Raw genomic sequence first — 19,970 nt, 5'->3', positions numbered from 1 at the left:
TTTTGTTAGGCGTCGTGAGGAAAGGACGACTCGTTTCAGCGGGATGGAAATTGAACATTTCTCCCGTCGATGTGTCTGTTGCTGCAAGCAGCAGACCCTGCGATGGGAGGACTTGGAGGAAATCAGCCGTCAGCCAGGAGGACATCACGGACTTGAAGATCTTCGGCCGGCGAGCGACACCTCTCCCTCCCCCCGGTCCAGGGACGCAAGATGCGGCTTTGACATGCCAACCACCCTGTCCCATAATGAAACCCACCCCCGCAACCCCTCTTCCCTTAACCACCCTTACTCCCTAGGCTGACGCATGGCTAAACAGAGAAAATCGGTCGATCCCGACGCGGATCTTGTCCAGCGCGCCCAAGACGGCGATACCCGGGCCTTCGACGAGCTGGTCATCAGATACAGCCGAAAACTCTATGGCCTCGTCTACAACATGACCTCCAACAAGGAGGATACCCACGACCTGCTACAGGACATCTTTGCCAAGGCATACCGTTCACTGCGCCGGTTCCGGGGCAATTCAACCTTCTACACCTGGATTTACTCGATTTCGGTCAATATGACCCTGAATTTTCTCAAAAAACGGAAAAGACGGGCCGGATACAGCTTTGATGACATCGATTCCGGTATTCAGAACGACCCCGCATTCATCGACCAGGGGCATCGAGCCAATCCGCGCCGACAGTCAAATATCCACGAACTTCAAAAAAAATTGAACGAAGCCATGCAGGCACTGTCAGAGGACCATAGATCAGTAGTGACGATGTTCGATATCCAGGGCATGCCACACGCTGAAATAAGTCGTATTCTCGGGGTTTCGGAAGGAACCGTGAGGTCGCGGCTTTACTACGCCCATAAGCAACTCCAAGGATATCTAGAGGATTTCCTCACACCAACGCACTCACCGGAACAGTAAAAAAAGTAAAAGAAAGTAACAGGAACCCCGATCCATATGATCTAAGGATCACAGCCCGTCATTCGGCTTGATCCATCAAATCAAAATATATAAATATTCTTGCGTTCTTAATTATATTTTTTAGAATACCGGCAAACCTCCGACCATCAGACCCATGCACGACGAAAATTTGAAAGAAGTCCAGCAGCTCATCGCCCTCAAGCGTCACGAGCAGCCTGATGATGCCTATTTCGAGGAGTTCCTCGACGAGTTCCACCGTCGCCAGCGCCAGGAGCTGCTCCAGCGCTCTTCGCGCAGCCTGTTCTTCGAGCGTGTAGGCACCTGGTTCGCAATGGGCAACAAGATGCGTTTTGTTTACGCCGGTGGTGCAGCCTATGCAGCCGTCATGCTGGGATTCTTTTTCTGGCCCAAGGCAGATGTGACCACACAGCCTGTGATCGATACGGCCCCCATCCAGCACGTGCCCGAGCAAAAGGAGGACATGCTCAAGCCGGACAAAGACAAGGAGCCTATCCGCGAGGCCTACTAGCTTGGTGCTTGTTATTGGGGTGAGACCGAAGACGCCCCCCCTGATGTCTATGGCGGTTGCTGGGTTGCTATCCAGGCTTTATGCCACCATGGGCGCGGAACAGCAGTAAGGTGCATGGTCGGTATAAAAAACCTTGCAGGACATTTGACTTGCCGTGCCGTCACCCGTTGGCAATGATCACTGGCAATGACTTCCAGAATTTTTATGAAAAAAAACACCCTATCCACCGGCACCAGAGTCACTGGTATGGTCGCGCTTGTTGCCGCAAGCACCCTTGGATTTACGCTTTCCCCACTCAAAGCCCAGAACGTGGACTTTGCTCCACTGGCAGTGAAAGGGGGGAAGGCCTCCAGTTCGTCCTTCGTCTTCCTGGATGACAAGGGCACCCTGGCCACAGTCGTCGAGCTTGGTTCTGATGTCACCAAGGCATCTCTAACACTCGAGGGGAAAAAAGTGCCACTCAAGTTTGTGGTCAATGACGCTGACAGCCGGATCGCCATCTACCAGCTACCCACCGGCTCACCGGCCAGTCAGCCGGCAGCCATAGGGGCATCACTGCAACTGAAGCCATCCGACAAGGTTTTTACCTCGGCCACCGATCACAGTGATCCGGCGCGCGTCGTGGGACGGGTACATCGTTTCCAGGGCAAGGTGCTTCCGCTCGCTGTTCTCCGTGTCAATCACTCCAAGGCCGCACCCAGGCCGGGGAGTGGGGTCTATGATACCGACGGAAAACTTGTCGGCCTGGTCCGTCAGGCCGTCTACAACGCACCTAACAGTAGTTACTGCCTGCCCGTGGAGGTCATCACCCGGGTTCTTAATGACCACCGGCGCAATGGTCGCGTCGGCCGGTGCTGGATCGGTATTGTCATGGACGAGCTGGTCGCGGCTCCCATCGTCGAAAGTGTCAGACCCGATTCCCCCGCCAAGAAAGCCGGGCTTCAAAATGGGGACGTCATCCTGAGTATCGGCGATCAAGCCGTCGGTGATTATGCCGGAGTTGTGGATGCCTTTTATTACCTTGTTGCAGGAGAAACTAAAAAATTCCGTGTCCTGCGCGGCACCGAGGTCAAGGAGCTTGACATCACCCCCGAGGTCAGCCCGGGGCGTTGATTAAGTTTCAAATACCAAGCTCCAAGCTCCAAGCTCCAAATACCAAGAAAGAGAAACGGCACGCTGACGCGTGCCTTTAGCTAGAGGCGAAGCCCCATTTACTTGGTATTCGGTATTTGGTATTTGGAGTTTAAAACTTCATCCATTTGGAGTTTGGAATTTGAAACTTAGAAGATACATCTGCGTCGCACCTATGTCATTTGATCTCACCAGTCTCAATGCCGCCCAGGCGGAAGCCGTGAATGCCCTCGATGGCCCCGTCCTTATCCTTGCCGGCGCCGGTACGGGAAAAACCCGTACTGTCACCTGCCGGATCTCCCACATGGTCGAACGCGGTATCGCCCCGGAAAACATCCTTGCCGTTACTTTTACCAACAAGGCAGCGAACGAGATGCGTGAACGCGTCGGCGATATGGTCAGCAAGACCGCTGCCAAGGAAATCACGGTTTGTACCTTCCACTCGCTTTGCGTAAGGATTCTCAGGACAGGCATCGACCGGCTAGGCTATAAACACAATTTCACCATCTACACCGGCAACGACCAGACCGGCCTGATCAAACAAATCATCGTCCGCAAAGGCGGTGCCCAGGAAAAAATCGAACCCAGTCTGGTGATCTCGATGATTTCCAAGGCAAAAAATGCCGGCCTCGACTTCTCCGATATCGAAGACCCCTTTGTCGCCGATATTGCCCAGGCCTATCAAAACGAACTTCGCGCCCAGAACGCGGTGGATTTCGATGATCTGCTCCTGCTTGCTGAGAAGCTGCTTCGTGAATTTCCCGATGTGCGCGACCTCTGCCGGAAACGTTGGACCCGCATCACGGTGGACGAGTTCCAGGATACCAACGGTTTGCAAATGCGCCTGCTCCAGCAGCTCGTCGGCGAACCCTATCACGTCTGCGTGGTCGGAGACGACGACCAGAGTATCTACGGCTGGCGCGGCGCCGAAGTTGCCAACATCCTCCAGTTTGAGAAATTCTTCCCCAACCCCAGGGTGATCCGGCTCGAGTACAACTACCGTAGCTCGGATGCCATCATCCACACGGCAAACTCGTTGATCGTGCATAATATAGGCCGACGCGAAAAGGCTCTCAAGTCGGTCAAACCAGGGGGGGACCCCATCCGCATCATCTCCATGCCCGGTGATGAGGAAGAGGCGGAATACATCGCTCACGAGATCACCGACCTCCATCGGGTTGAGAAAAAACCACTCGAGGACATCGCCATCCTCTTCCGCACCAACTCACAATGTCGCCACCTTGAGCTTGCCTTGCGGACCGAGCAAATCCCCTACCGTATGATCGGTGCGCAGAGTTTTTATGATAAACGTGAAGTGCGTGACGTGCTCGCCTATTTGCAAGTGCTGGCGAACCCGAGCGCTGATGTGCCACTGCTCCGCATCATGAACTCCCCGCCCCGGGGGATCGGCCAGGCGGCCGCCGTCTTACTAACAGACATCTCACGCGAACGCGGTGGCAGTGTCTGGGAAGCCATGGGTGTGCCGTCCGACCAACTTTCAGCGCGTGCCAGAAACTCAGTGCATGCCTTCACCGAGATGATCCTCAGCTACCGCGAACGCATGACCTCAGGCCAGGAAAATATGGGAGTGGTCATGTTGGAGATGTTAGAGGAAATGGGTTACATCGACTGGGTAAAGCGCAACAGCAAAAACGAGAAGGAAGAGGACATGCGGCGCGATAGCATTGATACCGTTATCCAGGACCTCAAGGACGCATCCAAGAAAGGGAAAACCCTGCAGAAATACCTCGATCAGTCGGCACTCGCGCGCGACCGGGAAAGCGATGACGACATCGACAAACAGCGCGGTGTTACCCTCATTACCCTGCATGCCTCCAAGGGCTTGGAATACCCGGTGGTCTATCTCGTCGGCCTCGAAGAGGGTATCCTTCCGCATAAACGCAGTATTGAGGAAGGAACCAGCGATGAGGAGCGCCGGCTTCTGTACGTGGGTATCACCCGCGCCCAGGACCGCTGCACGTTGACATGGTGTTCGGTCCGGACCAAATGGGGCCAGGAACACGCCGGTGAGCCCAGCAAGTTCCTCATGGAGCTCGATGATAAATACCTCGAGCACCTCGACTACGACGATATCATGGGCGCCGAAGTCACCGAGCAGGAGTCGGCCGATTTCTTTGCCGACCTCAAAAGCATGTTTGATTAAGGGAGCGTGGGCGTCCCGCCCGTACAATAATGATGGCTTGGGTTGATGCGGGCGGGACGCCCACGCTCCCTTAAAATTTTCGTGCAATCTTCATCGTCCTTGGTTTATTTTCGCCACATGAACTCCTACGTCGTCAAAGTCTTCCTCTATGAAGTCGAGCCACTTATCTGGAGACGATTCTCCGTCCCGGAGTCAGCGACTTTTGCCGACCTGCACCAAATCATCCAAAAAGCGATGGGCTGGAATGATGAACAGGCACACCAGTTCCGTCATGGAAAAGGGAGAAGTCTTACTGGTGTGATTGCCAATACCCAGGAGCAAGTCGCTCCCGGAGATGATTTTCAAGATGAGAAGGATGTCACCGTGGGAGCATTTGTAGGACGCCGGCGGCTGCCGATCCGATTGATGTATCGGTATGACTTTTTTGACGACTGGACCCATGAACTCGTCATCGAGGAGAAACTGGACGGTGAGAATACTCCGAAAATGTTAGGTGGCGAGCGTGCCTGTCCACCCGAAGACTGCGGCGGCTCGTTTGGCTACAAGGAGTGTCTTGCAGGCTATGCCGAGTGGATGGATGACGATTACGATCCGGAAGCCTTTGACCTGAAATCAATCAAGCTGTGAACCTGCCAGACTGCATCGACCATTGTCTCGCTAAAAAGGGGGTCGAGGAAACCACCCCGTTTGGTCCCGGGGTTCTCGTCTATAAAGTGCTCGGCAAGATGTTTGCCCTGACCGATCCCGATGAAGTGCCGGCACGGGTCAATCTCAAATGTGAGCCTGATCGCGCCCTTGAACTACGGGATGAGTATGCGGCGGTGATACCGGGTTATCACATGAACAAGAAACACTGGAACACGGTGATTCTTGATGGAACCCTGCCCACCGACTTGGTGCGCGAGCTGATTGATCACTCGTATGACCTTGTTGTTAGTGGGTTGAAGAAATCCGACAGGGAGAAGCTTGGTTAGGTCCGCGCATGTTCTGTGTCACCGAATCGTCTTCTGGATTTCGATCACTTTTTTCTGGGCTGCGGCCTGGGCGTCGGCGGCGTCCTGGATTTTTTGCGCGGCTGCATTGTAGGCATCGATGGCTGCATCTTCTTCAAAGGAAGGTACGCCTTGATCCTCATCCCACTGCCATTTTCCCCAGTGCTTTTTAAGCACTCCATGTTGCTCAAGGATCGCCGTGCAAAGGTCGTCGTCGGTTTTTCTGATCTCGAGAAGCTGTGGCTTTAATTTTCCAAACCCCTGCTTGAGCCCCGCGACAAAGTCAAGGATGACGTCGTCTTCCATATTCTCTTCCTTGGCTTTGGTCCGGATCTCAGAGAGCCATCCGTGTCTGATCTTTTCGGTGAGTCCGTTGTTACACTTGATGTATTCGTTCACCATGGCTGAAAGCTTGTCGATATCCTCCGCTGACTGGATCTTGCCGTATTCCATGCCCTTGGTGATGAGGCTGATGTTGTTTTGGATTTCGAGGTTGTCCCTCTGCATCATCGTCATCCAGATTCGCAGCAGTTTACCCGTGGCGGCCTGCTCTTCCGTGGAGCTGTCCTCCATTTTTTTGGCCACATCAATGACCCGTTCTATCCCTTTGTTATCGCCTGAAATGGTTCCGTCCTCGTTGAAGCTTTTTTCGTTGGCTTCCTGCATGTCCCGCAGTGCCTTGTGTAACTCCCGGGTGTTTTGCTTCTCCTGTTCTGTTTCCCCAGCGGGCTTTGTATGTTTGCAGCTGACGAAGAAAAGGGGAAACAGAACGCTCAAGAGGACGATTGCTTTCATGATACAACACTGGCGACTCATGGGGAGGAGGTCAAAGGTAAAGGTGGTAAAAGAAAGCCGCTGCAGGAAGGTTTCCTACAGCGGCTTGGTATAAAACAACGGTTAGTTGGCCACGATGTTGACCAGTCGGCCGGGGACAACGATGATCTTGCGGATCGTTTTTCCATCGGTGTGCTGGATGACGTTGGTGTCTTGCTGGGCAAGTGCCTCGATCTCGTCCTTGGGGGCGTCCTTGGCAACGGTGATCTTAGCGCGCAACTTGCCGTTGACCTGGACAACGATCTCGACCTCGTCCTCAACGAGGAATTCCTCGTTGTAGGAAGGCCACGCGCGATCTGCGAGGATGCAGCCGCGTGAGCATTTTGCGGATGGAAATGCCTCACCTAACTGCTGGTGGATTTCCTCGGTGATGTGCGGGGCAAACGGGTTGAGGCACTTGAGCAGGTCACGGATCAACAGGGCGGGGATTTTTTCCGCCTTACCGAAGGTGTTGGTGCAGATCATCATCTGGGAGATAGCCGTGTTAAACGAGAGGCGCTCGATGTCTTCGCCTACCTTCTTGATGGTTTCATGCAGCACCTTGAGCAGCTCCTTGTCCGTCTCCGGGGAAGGTTTGTCGTTGGTGATTTTACGGGAAAGCACCCACTCGGCCTCCTGGTTCTGCTCGAAGGCAAGACGCCAGACTTTGGCGAGGAAACGGGAGACACCTTCGACACCTTTCATCTGCCATGGCTTCACCTGTTCTAACGGACCCATAAACATTTCGTAGAGGCGCAGGGCATCGGCACCGTATTCCTTGACCACATCATCCGGGTTGACGACGTTGCCGAGCGACTTGGACATTTTCTGGCCGTCCTCACCGAGGATGAGTCCCTGGTTGACGAGCTTTTGGAAGGGCTCGATGGTGGAAACATGGCCCAGGTCGTGGAGAACCTTGTGCCAGAAACGGGCGTAAAGGAGGTGAAGAACGGCATGTTCCGTGCCTCCGACGTAGAGGTCAACCATTCCGGTCGATTCTGTTCCACTCCAATACTGCTCGGCTTCTTTTGAGATAAATCGCTCGGTGTTGTCAGGGTCGCAGTAGCGCAAATAATACCAGCACGAACCGGCCCACTGGGGCATGGTGTTGGTTTCACGTTTGGCGGTTTCGGAGTAGTTGATCCAATCGGTAGCCTTCGCTAACGGCCCCTCGGGTGAGCCGGTCGGTTTGAAGTCGTCCATCTCGGGCTGGAGCACCGGGAGCTCGGACTCTGGCAGCGCCTTGTGGTTGCCGTCTTGCCAGAGAATCGGGAAGGGTTCTCCCCAGTAGCGTTGGCGGGAGAACAGCCAGTCGCGCAGCTTGAAGTTGACCTTGGCTTCGCCTTTGCCGTTTTCCTCCAGCCATGCGATCATAGCCTGTTTCGCGTCTTTGGTTTTCATGCCATTGAGGAAACCGGAATTGACGGCGTAGCCGGAGGCCACAGAAGGGAGCGTGGGCGTCCCGCCCGCCCTCTTATCATTTCTCTCATAGAGGGCATAATCACCCTCAGATAGCCCAGCCTTCACTGGATTCTCCGCTATGTATTCCATCACCCTATCAAAGTGTTCCTGACTACGGATCAGCCTGTCATAATACTCGGGCTGCCAGAAACTACCTTCACTGTTGATCTTCTTGTTGATTTCCTTTGCGGTGAAGCTTTTCCAAGAGTGTAGGATGTCGCTGAGATTGTGGCCATCCCGTGGAGAGAAAAGCACATGCACGTGATTCGGCATGACGATGGCTGAGTACAGGTCATATCGCTCACCATCGAAGTGTTTGAGCGCGGCAAGTGTGAGCTCGCTTAGTTTAGGATCTTTCAAGGCACAGGTGCCGTGCCCTTGATCGAGCCATGTTTCCACCCGGTCAGTGAATGTCTGGTGATATTCCTTGTTTTGTTCCTTGGACCAGGGTTTGGGGTTGTTTGATAACCAGATTTCGCGGTCGGACTCAATCTGCCTGAGTTTTTCCTGGGGCAGGCTGTCCGCCATGCGCCAGGTGACAAAGCAGGCCGCTTCGCCTTGTTGCCAGTGGGGGAGTTTGTGAGTGCCCGTGGTGACGGATTGTTCCTGATTGAAGAGTGCGGGCGGGACGCCCACGCTCCCCTCCTGGACAACTTGCCGGATCGGCAGACCAAATTGGGTGGCAAACTCAAAATCCCTTTCATCGTGCGCGGGTACGGCCATGATGGCACCGGTGCCGTAGCCCATCATAACGTAGTCGGCGATCCATACGGGGATTTGCTCACCGTTGACGGGGTTGGTGGCGGTGGCTCCGGTGGCGACACCGGATTTGTTTTTGTTGAGGTCGCCACGTTCCAGATCAGACTTGGAGGCGCATGCCTTGATGTAGGCATCCACGGCATCCTTTTGTTCTGCGCTGGTGATTGTTTCGACAAGTGGGTGTTCAGGCGCAAGCACCATGTAGGTGGCGCCGAACAAGGTATCGGGCCGGGTGGTGAAAACTTCCACTTCGTGGGGAGATTCAAGTTTCAAGTTTTCAGTTTCAAGTGCTTGGTTGCTGGAGCTCACGCCACTTGAAACTTGAAACTTCACACTAGCTCCCACTGATTTACCGATCCAGTTTTTCTGGAGAAGCTTGATCGATTCAGGCCAGTCGAGGTCATCGAGCTCGTTGATCAGGCGGTCGGCATACTTCGTGATCCGCAGCATCCACTGGCGTAGTGGTCTGCGTTCAACGGTTTCCCCCTTGGCCTTCCACTCCTCAATCTCCTCGTTGGCGAGCACGGTGCCCATGGACGGCGACCAGTTGACGGGGGCTTCGTTGACGAATGCGAGGCGGACGTTGTCGATCTCCTGACGTGTCCAACCTTTTGTTTCGAGCTCGGAAACAGGCGCGGCTTTCCGGGTTTCTTCGTTAAAATAGGAGTTGTAAAGCTGTAGGAAGATCCACTGCGTCCAGCGGACATAATCCGGGTCCGTTGTATTGACCTCACGATCCCAATCGTAGCCGAAGCCGAGCGACTTGAGCTGTCGGCGGAAATTATCAACATTCGCCTCTGTGGTGATCCTCGGGTGCTGGCCGGTTTTGATGGCGTATTGTTCGGCCGGCAGGCCGAATGCGTCCCAGCCCATCGGGTGCAGGACGTTGAAAGCATTCATCTTTTTATACCGGCCCAGAATATCCGTGGCGGTGTATCCCTCGGGGTGCCCGACGTGTAGACCGGCACCCGACGGGTAGGGAAACATATCGAGAATGAAGTACTTCGGTTTGGAGGCATCAAAGCCCTCCTCCCCCGGGTTGGGCGTGTGGAAGGTCTTGTGTTCATCCCAATATTGCTGCCACTTGGGCTCAAAATCGGCGAAGGGGAATGGTTTTCGTTGATCGGACATGGTTGAATTTTGAAGAGTGAATTTTGAAGAGTGAGGTGCAGAGGGCGTGAATGCAACATTCACTATTCAACATCCCAAGCCGGAATGGCCTGGCACGGGTGTGTGTAGCGAAATCAGCGGGAATGAAAAGAAAAACCCCGGCGGGATCGATCGCCGGGGGGGTGGAGTGGAAATCGAGGGCGGCGGCTTATTGGTCCTTTTTGGGTCGGGCAAAGTAGGGATAAAGCCTGGTTTCAGCCTCATCCCCACTGTGGGACTCGATGATCCCGTCCGTAGCCTTTTGCTCTGTTGTATCGCTGGCGACGGGATGGCCGATCATTACTTTGGCATAGGTTTCAGCATCCCGGAGTGCCACCACGAGTCGGGTTTTGGGGTCCTGGTAGGGCGTATGGGCCAGAGCGGATTTCGCATGGAGCCAGACCGAATCAGCCAGCGCTGCCTGGGCTTTGGCACTGAGTAATTTGAGCTTGAGCACCTGGACGATGATGATGGTGGTTTTCAGCTCACCTTCGGTTTTGGCCATGGTGTAGGTTCTCACTTCACCATCTTTGCCGAGCAGGCCGGGGAATGATTCCTCGATGGCCGGGTCGTTGTGGGTTTTGATACCCGCTGCAAAGGCCTTGGATATAGCGAGGCCGTCGGTATTGTTGCCAAGGATATCGACGTTTTTCTTTTTGTTGATCAGGTTGTTGGCCTTGGAATACTCCATGAAGCCAGGGGTCTCCTCCGGTTTTGGCTCACCGGATGATGACAGGGCGAAGTAGATACCAAGCCCGATGGCCAGGAGCGCGATGATCGCTAACACAATCCATTTAGCCGGGCTCTTGGCGGTGGTCCCGTAGGGGGTGGCAGCGGGTTGGCCCATCGGGCGGGGCGTGATGGATGACTCCAGATGGATGCCGCTGCCGACGCCCAGGTTGATATGGGGTTGGTGGGCAGGCTCGGGTGGGGCTGAAGCTGCGGCCTGGGGGGGAGCCTCCGGGATGACGCCTTCGATCTCGGAGGCTGGCACCCACGCTTCCAGCCCCTCGGTCCAAACGTCTGTGAGCGCATGGATTGCACCTGTGGCACCCAGTTGCTGTAACTCGTCGGCTGAAACGGGGCCGTGCTCAGCTCCAGTGGAATCCGTGTAGAACCATTGTTGTTCTTCGCTCATGGCCGTAGTTGTTGAGGTTCGGGAAGGTGGACTAGCCCCGGGATCGTTCTAACAGTAATAACATAAGGAAGGAATAGATCAGGTTGACCTCCTCCTGGGGGGAAAGATCGGCAAGCTTTTCAATCGTGAATTTGCCTTCGAAAAAAGCAGCCTGTTTACTCACACGCATCACGGGAGTGCCATCGGCGCGGGTAGCCAGGTAGGTGGGATGAAAAACATAGCCGCTGAACATCCCGACGATCGGGATACCCCCGAACAGCCCGTCCATGACCTTGGTCCAAGGGTTTTCCTCCTGTACTTTGAAGTCGGCGGCTTCGTCGCCGGGATTGAAGACATCATAACGCGCGCGCCAGATCGAGCGCATACCCTGCCGGCCTACGGAGCCGATGGCGTTTCCCTGGCTATCGGTGAAGTAATAGCGGGCCGACCAGTCGATGACCTTATTGGCTTTGATGCTGGCGATTTGCCGGGATTTGCTTGAATCGGAAAACACCTGGATGTCCTCCTTGAATTTAAACATCTTCTGTTTAACGTAGCAGACGGGGGCGCCTTGGGAGTCGTTGACAAAAATCTGGGGTGCGAGGGCGACGACTTTAAAGCTGAGGTTCAGTGGGTAGTTCATGGGATTGATGATATGGGTAACCTGGTTTTCAGGTAAGGACTAGGCCGGAGGATAGCAAAAAAAACGGGAGCTGCCAGCCCCCGTTTTTTTTAGTTTTGATGGTATGATTGACAGGACGGGGCATTGCGCAGCCTTTAATAGAGTTTTAACCCACCTGGCTGGGTTTGTCCGGCCTGTGGTTGGGGCATGATTCTGGCCATCACCATAAAGTTGATCGCCTTGGTGACCTCTTTCATCCAGAGGAGTTGGCCGATGACGGGAATGAGGATGGCGCAGATTGCAATCCCGATACTCAGGCGGGGGGCGGTAGCGGTATTTTGATACCGGGCAACAATGCCATTCCACTCACCAGGGAGTTTACAGAGGATGATGATCATCCAGATGGGGCCAAAAAAGGGGATGAAAAGGAAGCCCACGGCACTGCCCGGCGAAACCGTCCCGCCTCCGGGCCGAAGGATGGACCAGATGCGGTAGATGGCAATGAACTGGATGACCGCGCCTACGAGCAGGGCAATCATGCCAACAACCAGCAACAGCATACCCAGCCCTATGCCGCCGCCGTTATCAAGCGCATTGGGATTGTTCGCCATTTCCTCCGCTGTGGGAGAGCTGGCCGCTATCTGGATCATGGCGATCAGGTAGAGCACGAATCCGCCGATCAGGCATCCGGCGTAGAGTCCGAAGCTGACTTTGTTGACCAGGGGGATCGGGTAGTTGCCGCCTTGCTGGGGAACGGCTGCCTGGGTGGCTACCGACGGTGCGTATGGATTGACCGCCTGGGCAACCACCGGTTGGGCTTGTGGGACGACGACCGGTTGAGCGACCACCGGTTGGGCCGGTATCAGACCCTCGACCTGGGTGGCGGGTAGCCACTCGGCCATGCCTTCGGTCCAGACATTGGTCTGGGCGGTGATTTGGCCGGTCGCGGCGAGTTGCTGCAGCTGATCGGCGGTGATGGGGCCTTGCTGTTGGCCCGCGGTATCAAGATAGTGCCAGTATTGAATATCACTCATCTTAGGACTTGGGTTAGGGGGGTGATTTACTGTTAGAAATGGATCGCGTGCCCATCGGCGTCGAGCGTGGCCTCGTGGATCGCCTCAGCCAGAGTCGGGTGGGCGTGGATGGTGCCGTGGATCTCATCGGTGGTCAGTTCCATTTCAAGGGCCAGTCCCATTTCAGCGATCAGCTCGGTGGCGTTGTCACCGATGATGTGGGCACCTAGCAGCTCACCGTGTTCCTTGCCGAAGAGGAGTTTGACAAAACCTTCCGCATCACCGGATGCCTGGGCTTTTCCGATGGCGGCGTAGGGGAACTTGCCGACTTTGTAGTCGACACCCTCTTCCTTGAGTGCGCGTTCGGTTTTTCCAACCGAAGCGACTTGTGGATGGCAGTAGGTGCAGCCCGGGAAATTACCGACCTTGCGTGGTGTGTGGCCTTCGACAAAGAGACCTTCGACACACTGGATGGCCTCGAAGCTCGCTGTGTGGGCGAGCCACGGTGGACCGGAGATATCACCGACGGCATAGACGTTGGGGATGGAGGTCTGGTAGCGATCGCCGACCTGGATAAAACCGCGGTCGAGCTCTGGCTGAAGTCCGCCGGGGAGGACAGGAGCAATACCGATTGCCACCAGGCAGACCTCGGCGGTAACCGTTTCGTTTCCTTTAGGGCCTTCGACATCGATGGAAACAGAGTCGCCATTATCGCGGAAGGCGACACACTTGGTATCGGTGAGTGAGCGCACACCTTGTTTGGTGAATGATTTTTGCAACTCAAGGCCGACTTCCGTGTCCTCGACAGGAAGCAGGTTTGGCTGCATCTCGATGATGGTTACCTTGGTGCCAAACGCGTTGTACACATAGGCGAACTCGACGCCGATGGCGCCGGCGCCGATGATGACCATGCTCTCGGGTTGCACCGCCAGGTTCATCGCCTCCTTGGAGCTGATGACGGATTTGCCGTTGAAGGGAAGAGGCGGCAGCTCGCGGCTCTTGCAACCAGTGGCGATCATGATGTGGGCTGCTTCGAGAACTTGTTTGGAGCCATCAGCCGCAGTGACTTCCACGTGATTGCCGTCGACGATGGAGCCGAATCCACGCACGTAGTCGACTTTGTTTTTCTTGAAGAGAAATTCGATACCGCCAGCGAGGCGATCGGACACCTGGCGGGAACGACCGACCACTTTGGTCCAATCGTAGGCGAGGTTATCGAAGGAAATGCCGAAAGTGGCCGCTTTTTTGGTGAGTGTCTGGTAGAGCTCGGCATTTTTCAACAGGGCCTTGGTGGGAATACATCCCCAGTTCAGGCAGGTGCCGCCTGCGCGGTCGGCTTCGATGACAGCGACTTTTTTTCCGAGTTGGGCTCCGCGGATGGCTCCGACGTATCCGGCGGGACCGCCGCCGATGACAATGAGGTCGTACATGGTGATATTGGGATTGGGAATTACAAATTACTAATTACTAATTACGAGATGGGGGGGCTCTGCTGAGCTGGGCGAACGTGGTCAGAATACCAAGGAATTGTCAATAATAGCGGGGTAATGGAGCAAGAAAAAGCCAGCTCTGCCTGGTTTGGCGGAGCTGGCTGGACAGGATAAGCTGCAATCACATCGCCGGTGGAGCACCCGGAGTGGCTACGGGAGGTGATTGGGCAGGTGGGGTTTTCGAGCCGAAGAACTTGACCAGCCCGATGATACCGAAGATCAGCGCGAGGCCGCCGCAGATCATGGGACCGACAATGGCGGCGCCGATACTTCCGGCCACGGCGGTGCCCGAGGTATTGGAAAGCGAGATTTTCCGTCCGGCGGACAAACCGTCGACCTGGACTTGGTAATCTTTGCCATTTTTCCCTTCGAAGGCACCGAGTAGAATGCGGCGGTCGCCGTTGACTTCGATATGGGAATTGAGCGAGGTGAGCGGGGCCGGGATCATTTGACCGGATTCGACCTCCCTGACGTTAATGCTGACTCCGGAGGGGACACTGGTGTCGTTTCCGTGCAGCCAGACCGAGATGGCACCATCTTCCCCGGATGATATGGCACCAGCGTTAGGGGTATCAAACGAGGTGACAGGAGCCATTGATTTGAATGCACCTACGACGCCGATGCCGAAAATAGCTGCGGCAGCGATGAGTAATACAATTGCGGTGATGAGGAACCCGCATCCTTTTTTCTTGGTAGCCATGGTGTGGTTTTGGTTTGTGGTTGAATATCAGAATCCGGGCACTTTGATGTCTGGCCCGATGAGAAGAATGGAGTGTTGTTGATACGACTCGATGCGCCTGACCAGATTTTCCAACTGGGCACGCTGCCCTGGCGTAAGGAGCTGGATTCCAGGCACAGCCAGAAGGTGTTGTTGGATCAGGGCGGCGTGTCCCCTGGGGCTGGTCATACGGATGAACTCATCATCCTCGCCGGGTTTGTCAGGACCGGAAAACATACCTTCCAAGCCGCTTTTCGGCTCGGGGCTGAGGTGGGTCTCATACTCCGCCAGCTTGGCGAGACTGGCGGCGTGTGCGATGGCTTCGTTGAGCCCCCCGATTTCATCGACCAGGCCAATGGCGAGTGCGTCGCGACCGGAGTAGACGCGACCTCCGGCGAGTTTTTCCAGGTCGCCCTTGATGCGGTTGCCACGCCCGTCGGTGATGCGCTTTTTAAAGGTGCCATAAACATCCAGCATCGACTTGCGGATCAGTTCGGCTTCGGCTGGTGTGTATCCGCGATGGGTGCTCATGATACCGGCATTCTTGCCGCGTTGACGGGAGTGTACGGTGATGCCGAGCTTTTCCATCGCGCCTCCCAGGACAAACTTCATCCCGACCACCCCGATCGAGCCGGTGATGGTGCCTTCCTCGGCAAAGATTTTTTCAGCTCCCGCACTGACGTAATAGCCACCGGAGGCGGCGACTGATCCCATCGAGACAACAAAGGGTTTTTTCGTGGCTTTAAACTCATCGGTAGCCTCCCAGAGAACGTCACTGGAGAGGGCGGAGCCGCCCGGGGAGTTGACACGGAGGACGAGCGCCTTGCATTTATCGTCTTTGGCGAGCTTGAGGATCTCTGCCCTGACAGGAGCGATGGAGGCATCGTTGATTTCGCCGTCGAGAGCAACCACGCCGACGTAATCGGCTTTATGTTTTTTGCCTTTGCCGGCCTTGAAGGCGAGTTTCATCAAGTCCATGAAGCCATCGATTTCCGGGCCGTCGGTGTTAGGGAGTTCATAGGAGCGATCAAACTCGGTGTCTTTACCGTAATGCTTGCGTAGTGTGGCAATAAAATCAGTGCGGTACTGCAGCGCGTCAACGAGTCCCGCCTCCCTGGCTTGTTCAGGTGTGATCAGAGCCTGGTCGATGATGGCGCGCAGCGCATCCGGCTTGATCTTCCTGCCTTCGGAAATCTGCTGGATGATTTGCCCGTAGATGGAGTCGAACAGGAGGTTTTCCTGCTGCTTGGCATAGTCGCTGGGGCCGGTGCGGTAGAAGGTTTCTCCGGCACTTTTGAAATCACCGATGTGGATGACTTCGACTTTGAGGCCGAGTTTGTCGAGCAGACCCTTGAAATACATCGACTCGGAATACATGCCGGTGAGCGAGACATCCCCCTCGGGCATGAGCGTGAAATGATTGGCCGCTGAACCGATCAATGCCGTGCCGTTGGAGATGCTTTCTGTGTAAAACCAGACGTCTTTACCGGCTTTGCGGATGGCCAGTAGGCAACGGCGCATTTCCTGAAGCTGGGCAAGATCAATGCCTGCACCACCGAGGTCGAGAACGACCCCCTTGACCTCTTTATCCTCGGCGGCGGCTTTCAGGCTGCGGACGATATCAAAGTGGGTGAGCGGTCGGTCGGCACCTCCTCCCAGGCCACCCAGCCCGAGCAGTCCACCGGACGATTGGCCGGACTCGGAAATGGCGGCGTCGAGATCATAGACAGCGACAATGGATGAGTCCTCTTTTTTAGCCGCATTGGAGATGAGGATGGAGAGGGAAAACAGACACGAGACGAGATATTTCATAGCTAGGAGTTTGAAGCATCAGCGGGAAACGCCAAGCTAAAAAAATCCCGCTTACCCGGATGACCTGGGTAGCGGGATGGGTAAAAAGTGATTCCGGATCAGATGCCGGCCAGAATGCCGTTGAGGGTTGCGCTCGGGCGCATGGCGGCTCCGGTGAGTTCATCGTCGGGCATGTAGTAGCCCCCCATATCGACCGGTGAGCCTTGCACGGCGATGAGCTCCCCGACGATTTTGTCCTCGTTAGTAGCGAGAGCCTCAGCCACGGGGGCGAAGGTCGCTGCGAGTTCGGCATCGTCAGTCTGGGCGGCAAGCGCCTGGGCCCAGTAAAGGGCCAGGTAGAAGTGCGAGCCCCGGTTGTCGATACCGCCGAGCTTACGGGTCGGCGACTTGTCGTTGAGCAGGAACTGGCCGGTGGCGGCATCGAGCGTATCGGCGAGGGTTTTGGCTTTGGCATTGCCAAACTTCTCAGAGAGGTGTTCCAGGGAGACGGCGAGGGCAAGGAACTCGCCGAGAGAGTCCCAGCGGAGGTAGTTTTCCGCTGTGAACTGCTGGACGTGTTTCGGCGCTGATCCACCGGCGCCGGTCTCAAACAGTCCGCCGCCGTTCATCAGGGGGACGATGGAGAGCATCTTGGCGGAGGTGCCAAGTTCGAGGATGGGGAAAAGGTCGGTCAGGTAGTCACGCAGCACGTTGCCGGTAACGGAAATGGTATCCTCACCCGCCTTGCAGCGTGCGAGGGTGAACTCGGTGGCTTCGACCGGTGACATGATGTGGATTTCCAGGCCATCGGTATCGTGGTCGCCGAGGTACTGGCCGACCTTCCGGATCAACTGGGCGTCGTGGGCGCGGTCTTCATCGAGCCAGAACACAGCGGGGGTCTGGGTGGCGCGGGCACGGTTGACGGCGAGTTTCACCCAGTCCTGGATGGGGGCGTCCTTGACCTGGCAAGCACGCCAGATGTCGCCTTTTTCCACAGCGTGTTCGATGAGGATGTTTTCGTTAGAGTCGATAATGGTGACTTTACCGTCGGCAGGGATTTCAAAAGTCTTGTCGTGGGAGCCGTATTCCTCGGCTTTTTGCGCCATCAATCCGACGTTGGGCACGGTGCCCATGGTGGTGGGATCAAAGGCGCCGTTCTTTTTACAGAAATCAATGGTGGCTTGGTAAACACCGGCATAGGAAGCATCGGGGATGACCGCCTTGGTGTCTTGCTGCTTGCCTTCTTTATTCCACATCTGGCCGGAGGTGCGGATCATGGCGGGCATGGAGGCATCGACGATGACGTCACTCGGCACGTGCAGGTTGGTAATGCCTTTGTCCGAGTTGACCATGGCGAGGTCCGGGCCGTTGGCGTAGGCCGCTTCGATGTCCGCCTCGATGGCGGCTTTCTGGTCGGCTGGCAGGGTTTCGATTTTAGCGAGCAGGTCACCGAACCCATTTCTCAGGTCAACGCCAGCCTGGCAGAGGACCTCACCGTGTTTATCGAAGACATTTTTAAAGAAGACCGCGACACAGTGGCCGAAGATGATCGGATCGGAAACCTTCATCATCGTCGCCTTCATGTGGAGTGAAAAGAGGACCCCTTTTTCCTTGGCGTCGGCGATCTGGTCGTCGAGGAAGGTGACGAGAGCCTTTTTGCTCATGAGGGTGGCATCGATGATCTCACCTTCGAGAAGTGGCGTGCTCTCCTTGAGGACGGTGGTGGTGCCGTCGGTGGCGGTCAGCACGATCCGGGCATCGGTGGCTTCTTCGATGGTGACGGATTTCTCGTTGGAGAAAAAGTCGCCGCTGCCCATGCACGCGACGTGGGATTTGGAATCGGGGGTCCAGGCGCCCATGCGGTGCGGGTTGGCCTTGGCGTATTCCTTGACGGCCTTGGGCGCGCGACGGTCGGAGTTGCCTTCGCGAAGCACGGGGTTGACGGCGGAGCCTTTGATTCTGGAGTAAACATCCTCGGCATCGGCGTAGTTGGGGATGTCGTATCCCTTGGCCTGTAGCTCGGCGATGGCGGCTTCCATCTGGGGAACGGAAGCGGAGATGTTCGGGAGCTTGATGATGTTGGCCTCGGGGGTCCGGGCCAGTTCACCGAGTTCGGCGAGAGCGTCGCCAACCTGTTGGCCGGCTTTCAGTCGGTCGGGAAACTGGGATAGGATACGGCCAGCGAGCGAGATGTCGCGGGTCTCCACATTGACCCCGGAGGTCTTGGTGAATGCCTGGACGATGGGCAGGAAGGAATAGGTCGCGAGCGCGGGGGCCTCGTCGGTTTGGGTGTAAATGATCGTTTCTTGGCTCATATTGGAAAGTGATTGACGCGCGGGTGGTAAAAGGAACCAGCGGTGAGGTCAATGTTATTCCGCATGACAGTCCCACCGGCTCCCAGAGCGATATCAAACAGCTGTCGTTCCAGGCAAGGCAGGTCCCTCGTAGGTAAACTGCTTGAATAACCCATTGCCAACATGGCTTCAATCATTTATGAATGACCTAACGTAAGAGGTTGAAGCTCTGCGTGATTGGCTGTATTTACCTGCCAATTCACTCGTCACAGTAATAATCACTCACCATCAGTACCATGCCCAGAGTCACAATCTCCGAACCAGGAAAAACTCCGCAGCCTTACCGATTCAAACTTGAGCGCAAGGTCATCAAGATTGGTCGCGGCAGTGATAACGATATCGTGATTGAATGCCCCTCTGCTTCCACAAGCCACTGTGTCATGGAACGCGTCGAGGGTGGTTATGTGCTGCGGGACATGGCGTCCACCAACGGCATCAAGCAGGACGATACGCTCATGGAGGTAATCGACCTGTTCGACGGCATGGAGGTGCTCGTTGGCGATGTACCCGTCAAATTCCAACTCTCTGATGATGAACTCGGGAAGCTTGCAGGTGAAGAGTTCACAACACACCAGAAAAAGAAACTCCCCCGGGTGCGCGATGAGGATGCGCCGGAACCGAGTAAGGCCAGCACCTCTTCACCGCGGGCGTCACACGCACACCGCTCCCAGCCAACGGTTCAAGAAAGCGGCGGGGCATTCAAAACGCTCTTTGTATTCATCCTTGTCCTGGTGGCGATCTTCGCCGGCATGACACTGCGCCACAACCTGCGTACGGGAGAGTTCCTTCCAACCAAACTCATGGGTGGTGACAAAGACGTGCCCGCCCAGAAAAAAACATCGGATAGTCCCGCTGACGAGACATCTCCCGATGCGTCCGGGACCCAGGAAGAGGTCGATGGCACGGACGACGACACCATGGAGTAGCCCGCTAAACGCTGTCCGGACACCC

16 protein-coding genes are annotated in these 19,970 nt (G+C 55.7%); 7 read left to right on the top strand and 9 right to left on the bottom strand.

The features are described from left to right. Positions 1-304 precede the first annotated feature (304 nt). From H7A51_00585 to H7A51_00560, 6 genes are all read left to right on the top strand, one after another. Positions 305-916 (top strand): sigma-70 family RNA polymerase sigma factor, encoded by a 612-nt coding sequence (locus H7A51_00585; protein ID MCP5534712.1) that lies wholly within the window; start codon positions 305-307, stop codon positions 914-916. Positions 917-1,070: 154 nt separating this feature from the next. Next, entirely contained in the window at positions 1,071-1,445 is a 375-nt protein-coding gene (locus H7A51_00580; protein MCP5534711.1) for a hypothetical protein, read from the top strand. A gap of 204 nt (positions 1,446-1,649) precedes the next feature. Beyond that, on the top strand, positions 1,650-2,558 hold the full coding sequence (locus H7A51_00575) for a serine protease (GenBank protein ID MCP5534710.1): 909 nt from the start codon (positions 1,650-1,652) through the stop codon (positions 2,556-2,558). Between the two features lie 193 nt (positions 2,559-2,751). Continuing rightward, positions 2,752-4,740, top strand: a complete 1,989-nt coding sequence (locus H7A51_00570) for a UvrD-helicase domain-containing protein (protein MCP5534709.1) — start codon at positions 2,752-2,754, stop codon at positions 4,738-4,740. A 117-nt stretch (positions 4,741-4,857) separates the two neighbouring features. Continuing rightward, the gene (locus tag H7A51_00565) at positions 4,858-5,367 is read left to right on the top strand and encodes a plasmid pRiA4b ORF-3 family protein (protein MCP5534708.1); all 510 of its coding nucleotides are present in this window, start codon (positions 4,858-4,860) and stop codon (positions 5,365-5,367) included. Beyond that, on the top strand, positions 5,364-5,714 hold the full coding sequence (locus tag H7A51_00560; protein MCP5534707.1) for an MmcQ/YjbR family DNA-binding protein: 351 nt from the start codon (positions 5,364-5,366) through the stop codon (positions 5,712-5,714). The genes H7A51_00565 and H7A51_00560 overlap by 4 nt, the downstream gene beginning before the upstream one ends. 18 nt (positions 5,715-5,732) lie before the next feature. On the opposite strand, the gene H7A51_00555 is transcribed toward H7A51_00560, so the two are convergent. From H7A51_00555 to H7A51_00515, 9 genes are all read right to left on the bottom strand, one after another. Continuing rightward, positions 5,733-6,527, bottom strand: a complete 795-nt coding sequence (locus H7A51_00555; protein ID MCP5534706.1) for a hypothetical protein — start codon at positions 6,525-6,527, stop codon at positions 5,733-5,735. Positions 6,528-6,629: 102 nt separating this feature from the next. Then, the gene (locus tag H7A51_00550) at positions 6,630-9,896 is read right to left on the bottom strand and encodes a leucine--tRNA ligase (protein ID MCP5534705.1); all 3,267 of its coding nucleotides are present in this window, start codon (positions 9,894-9,896) and stop codon (positions 6,630-6,632) included. A gap of 187 nt (positions 9,897-10,083) precedes the next feature. Continuing rightward, a complete protein-coding gene (locus tag H7A51_00545; GenBank protein ID MCP5534704.1) occupies positions 10,084-11,052 on the bottom strand; it encodes a DUF4339 domain-containing protein in 969 nt (322 codons plus the stop codon). A 31-nt stretch (positions 11,053-11,083) separates the two neighbouring features. After that, positions 11,084-11,674, bottom strand: coding sequence for a hypothetical protein (locus H7A51_00540; GenBank protein ID MCP5534703.1), 591 nt, complete (start codon positions 11,672-11,674; stop codon positions 11,084-11,086). A 134-nt stretch (positions 11,675-11,808) separates the two neighbouring features. Then, positions 11,809-12,687: a DUF4339 domain-containing protein gene (locus H7A51_00535; GenBank protein ID MCP5534702.1), complete on the bottom strand. Its 879-nt coding sequence runs from the start codon at positions 12,685-12,687 to the stop codon at positions 11,809-11,811. A gap of 32 nt (positions 12,688-12,719) precedes the next feature. After that, on the bottom strand, positions 12,720-14,096 hold the full coding sequence (gene lpdA / locus H7A51_00530) for a dihydrolipoyl dehydrogenase (GenBank protein ID MCP5534701.1): 1,377 nt from the start codon (positions 14,094-14,096) through the stop codon (positions 12,720-12,722). A gap of 181 nt (positions 14,097-14,277) precedes the next feature. After that, the gene (locus H7A51_00525; protein MCP5534700.1) at positions 14,278-14,856 is read right to left on the bottom strand and encodes a hypothetical protein; all 579 of its coding nucleotides are present in this window, start codon (positions 14,854-14,856) and stop codon (positions 14,278-14,280) included. A 27-nt stretch (positions 14,857-14,883) separates the two neighbouring features. After that, positions 14,884-16,686, bottom strand: coding sequence for a signal peptide peptidase SppA (gene sppA / locus H7A51_00520; protein ID MCP5534699.1), 1,803 nt, complete (start codon positions 16,684-16,686; stop codon positions 14,884-14,886). A gap of 98 nt (positions 16,687-16,784) precedes the next feature. Continuing rightward, positions 16,785-18,980, bottom strand: a complete 2,196-nt coding sequence (locus tag H7A51_00515) for an NADP-dependent isocitrate dehydrogenase (GenBank protein ID MCP5534698.1) — start codon at positions 18,978-18,980, stop codon at positions 16,785-16,787. A 275-nt stretch (positions 18,981-19,255) separates the two neighbouring features. On the opposite strand from H7A51_00515, the gene H7A51_00510 reads away from it, so the two are divergent. Next, entirely contained in the window at positions 19,256-19,945 is a 690-nt protein-coding gene (locus tag H7A51_00510) for an FHA domain-containing protein (protein ID MCP5534697.1), read from the top strand. Positions 19,946-19,970: the final 25 nt, after the last annotated feature.

The sequence above is a fragment of the Akkermansiaceae bacterium genome, assembly GCA_024233115.1.
In the GTDB taxonomy this organism is placed as follows: Bacteria; Verrucomicrobiota; Verrucomicrobiia; order Verrucomicrobiales; family Akkermansiaceae; genus Oceaniferula.
This window is presented reverse-complemented; position numbering and strand designations above follow the sequence as displayed.

What these genes read in the sequence shown, in the direction of transcription:
- H7A51_00575 (MCP5534710.1), top strand. Translation starts at nt 1,650, where the DNA reads ATGAAAAAAAACACCCTATCCACCGGCACCAGAGTCACTGGTATGGTC.
- H7A51_00540 (MCP5534703.1), bottom strand. Translation starts at nt 11,674, where the DNA reads ATGAACTACCCACTGAACCTCAGCTTTAAAGTCGTCGCCCTCGCACCC.
- H7A51_00545 (MCP5534704.1), bottom strand. Translation starts at nt 11,052, where the DNA reads ATGAGCGAAGAACAACAATGGTTCTACACGGATTCCACTGGAGCTGAG.
- H7A51_00585 (MCP5534712.1), top strand. Translation starts at nt 305, where the DNA reads ATGGCTAAACAGAGAAAATCGGTCGATCCCGACGCGGATCTTGTCCAG.
- H7A51_00570 (MCP5534709.1), top strand. Translation starts at nt 2,752, where the DNA reads ATGTCATTTGATCTCACCAGTCTCAATGCCGCCCAGGCGGAAGCCGTG.
- H7A51_00580 (MCP5534711.1), top strand. Translation starts at nt 1,071, where the DNA reads ATGCACGACGAAAATTTGAAAGAAGTCCAGCAGCTCATCGCCCTCAAG.
- H7A51_00535 (MCP5534702.1), bottom strand. Translation starts at nt 12,687, where the DNA reads ATGAGTGATATTCAATACTGGCACTATCTTGATACCGCGGGCCAACAG.
- H7A51_00515 (MCP5534698.1), bottom strand. Translation starts at nt 18,980, where the DNA reads ATGAGCCAAGAAACGATCATTTACACCCAAACCGACGAGGCCCCCGCG.
- H7A51_00555 (MCP5534706.1), bottom strand. Translation starts at nt 6,527, where the DNA reads ATGAAAGCAATCGTCCTCTTGAGCGTTCTGTTTCCCCTTTTCTTCGTC.
- H7A51_00510 (MCP5534697.1), top strand. Translation starts at nt 19,256, where the DNA reads ATGCCCAGAGTCACAATCTCCGAACCAGGAAAAACTCCGCAGCCTTAC.
- lpdA (MCP5534701.1), bottom strand. Translation starts at nt 14,096, where the DNA reads ATGTACGACCTCATTGTCATCGGCGGCGGTCCCGCCGGATACGTCGGA.
- sppA (MCP5534699.1), bottom strand. Translation starts at nt 16,686, where the DNA reads ATGAAATATCTCGTCTCGTGTCTGTTTTCCCTCTCCATCCTCATCTCC.
- H7A51_00550 (MCP5534705.1), bottom strand. Translation starts at nt 9,896, where the DNA reads ATGTCCGATCAACGAAAACCATTCCCCTTCGCCGATTTTGAGCCCAAG.
- H7A51_00525 (MCP5534700.1), bottom strand. Translation starts at nt 14,856, where the DNA reads ATGGCTACCAAGAAAAAAGGATGCGGGTTCCTCATCACCGCAATTGTA.
- H7A51_00565 (MCP5534708.1), top strand. Translation starts at nt 4,858, where the DNA reads ATGAACTCCTACGTCGTCAAAGTCTTCCTCTATGAAGTCGAGCCACTT.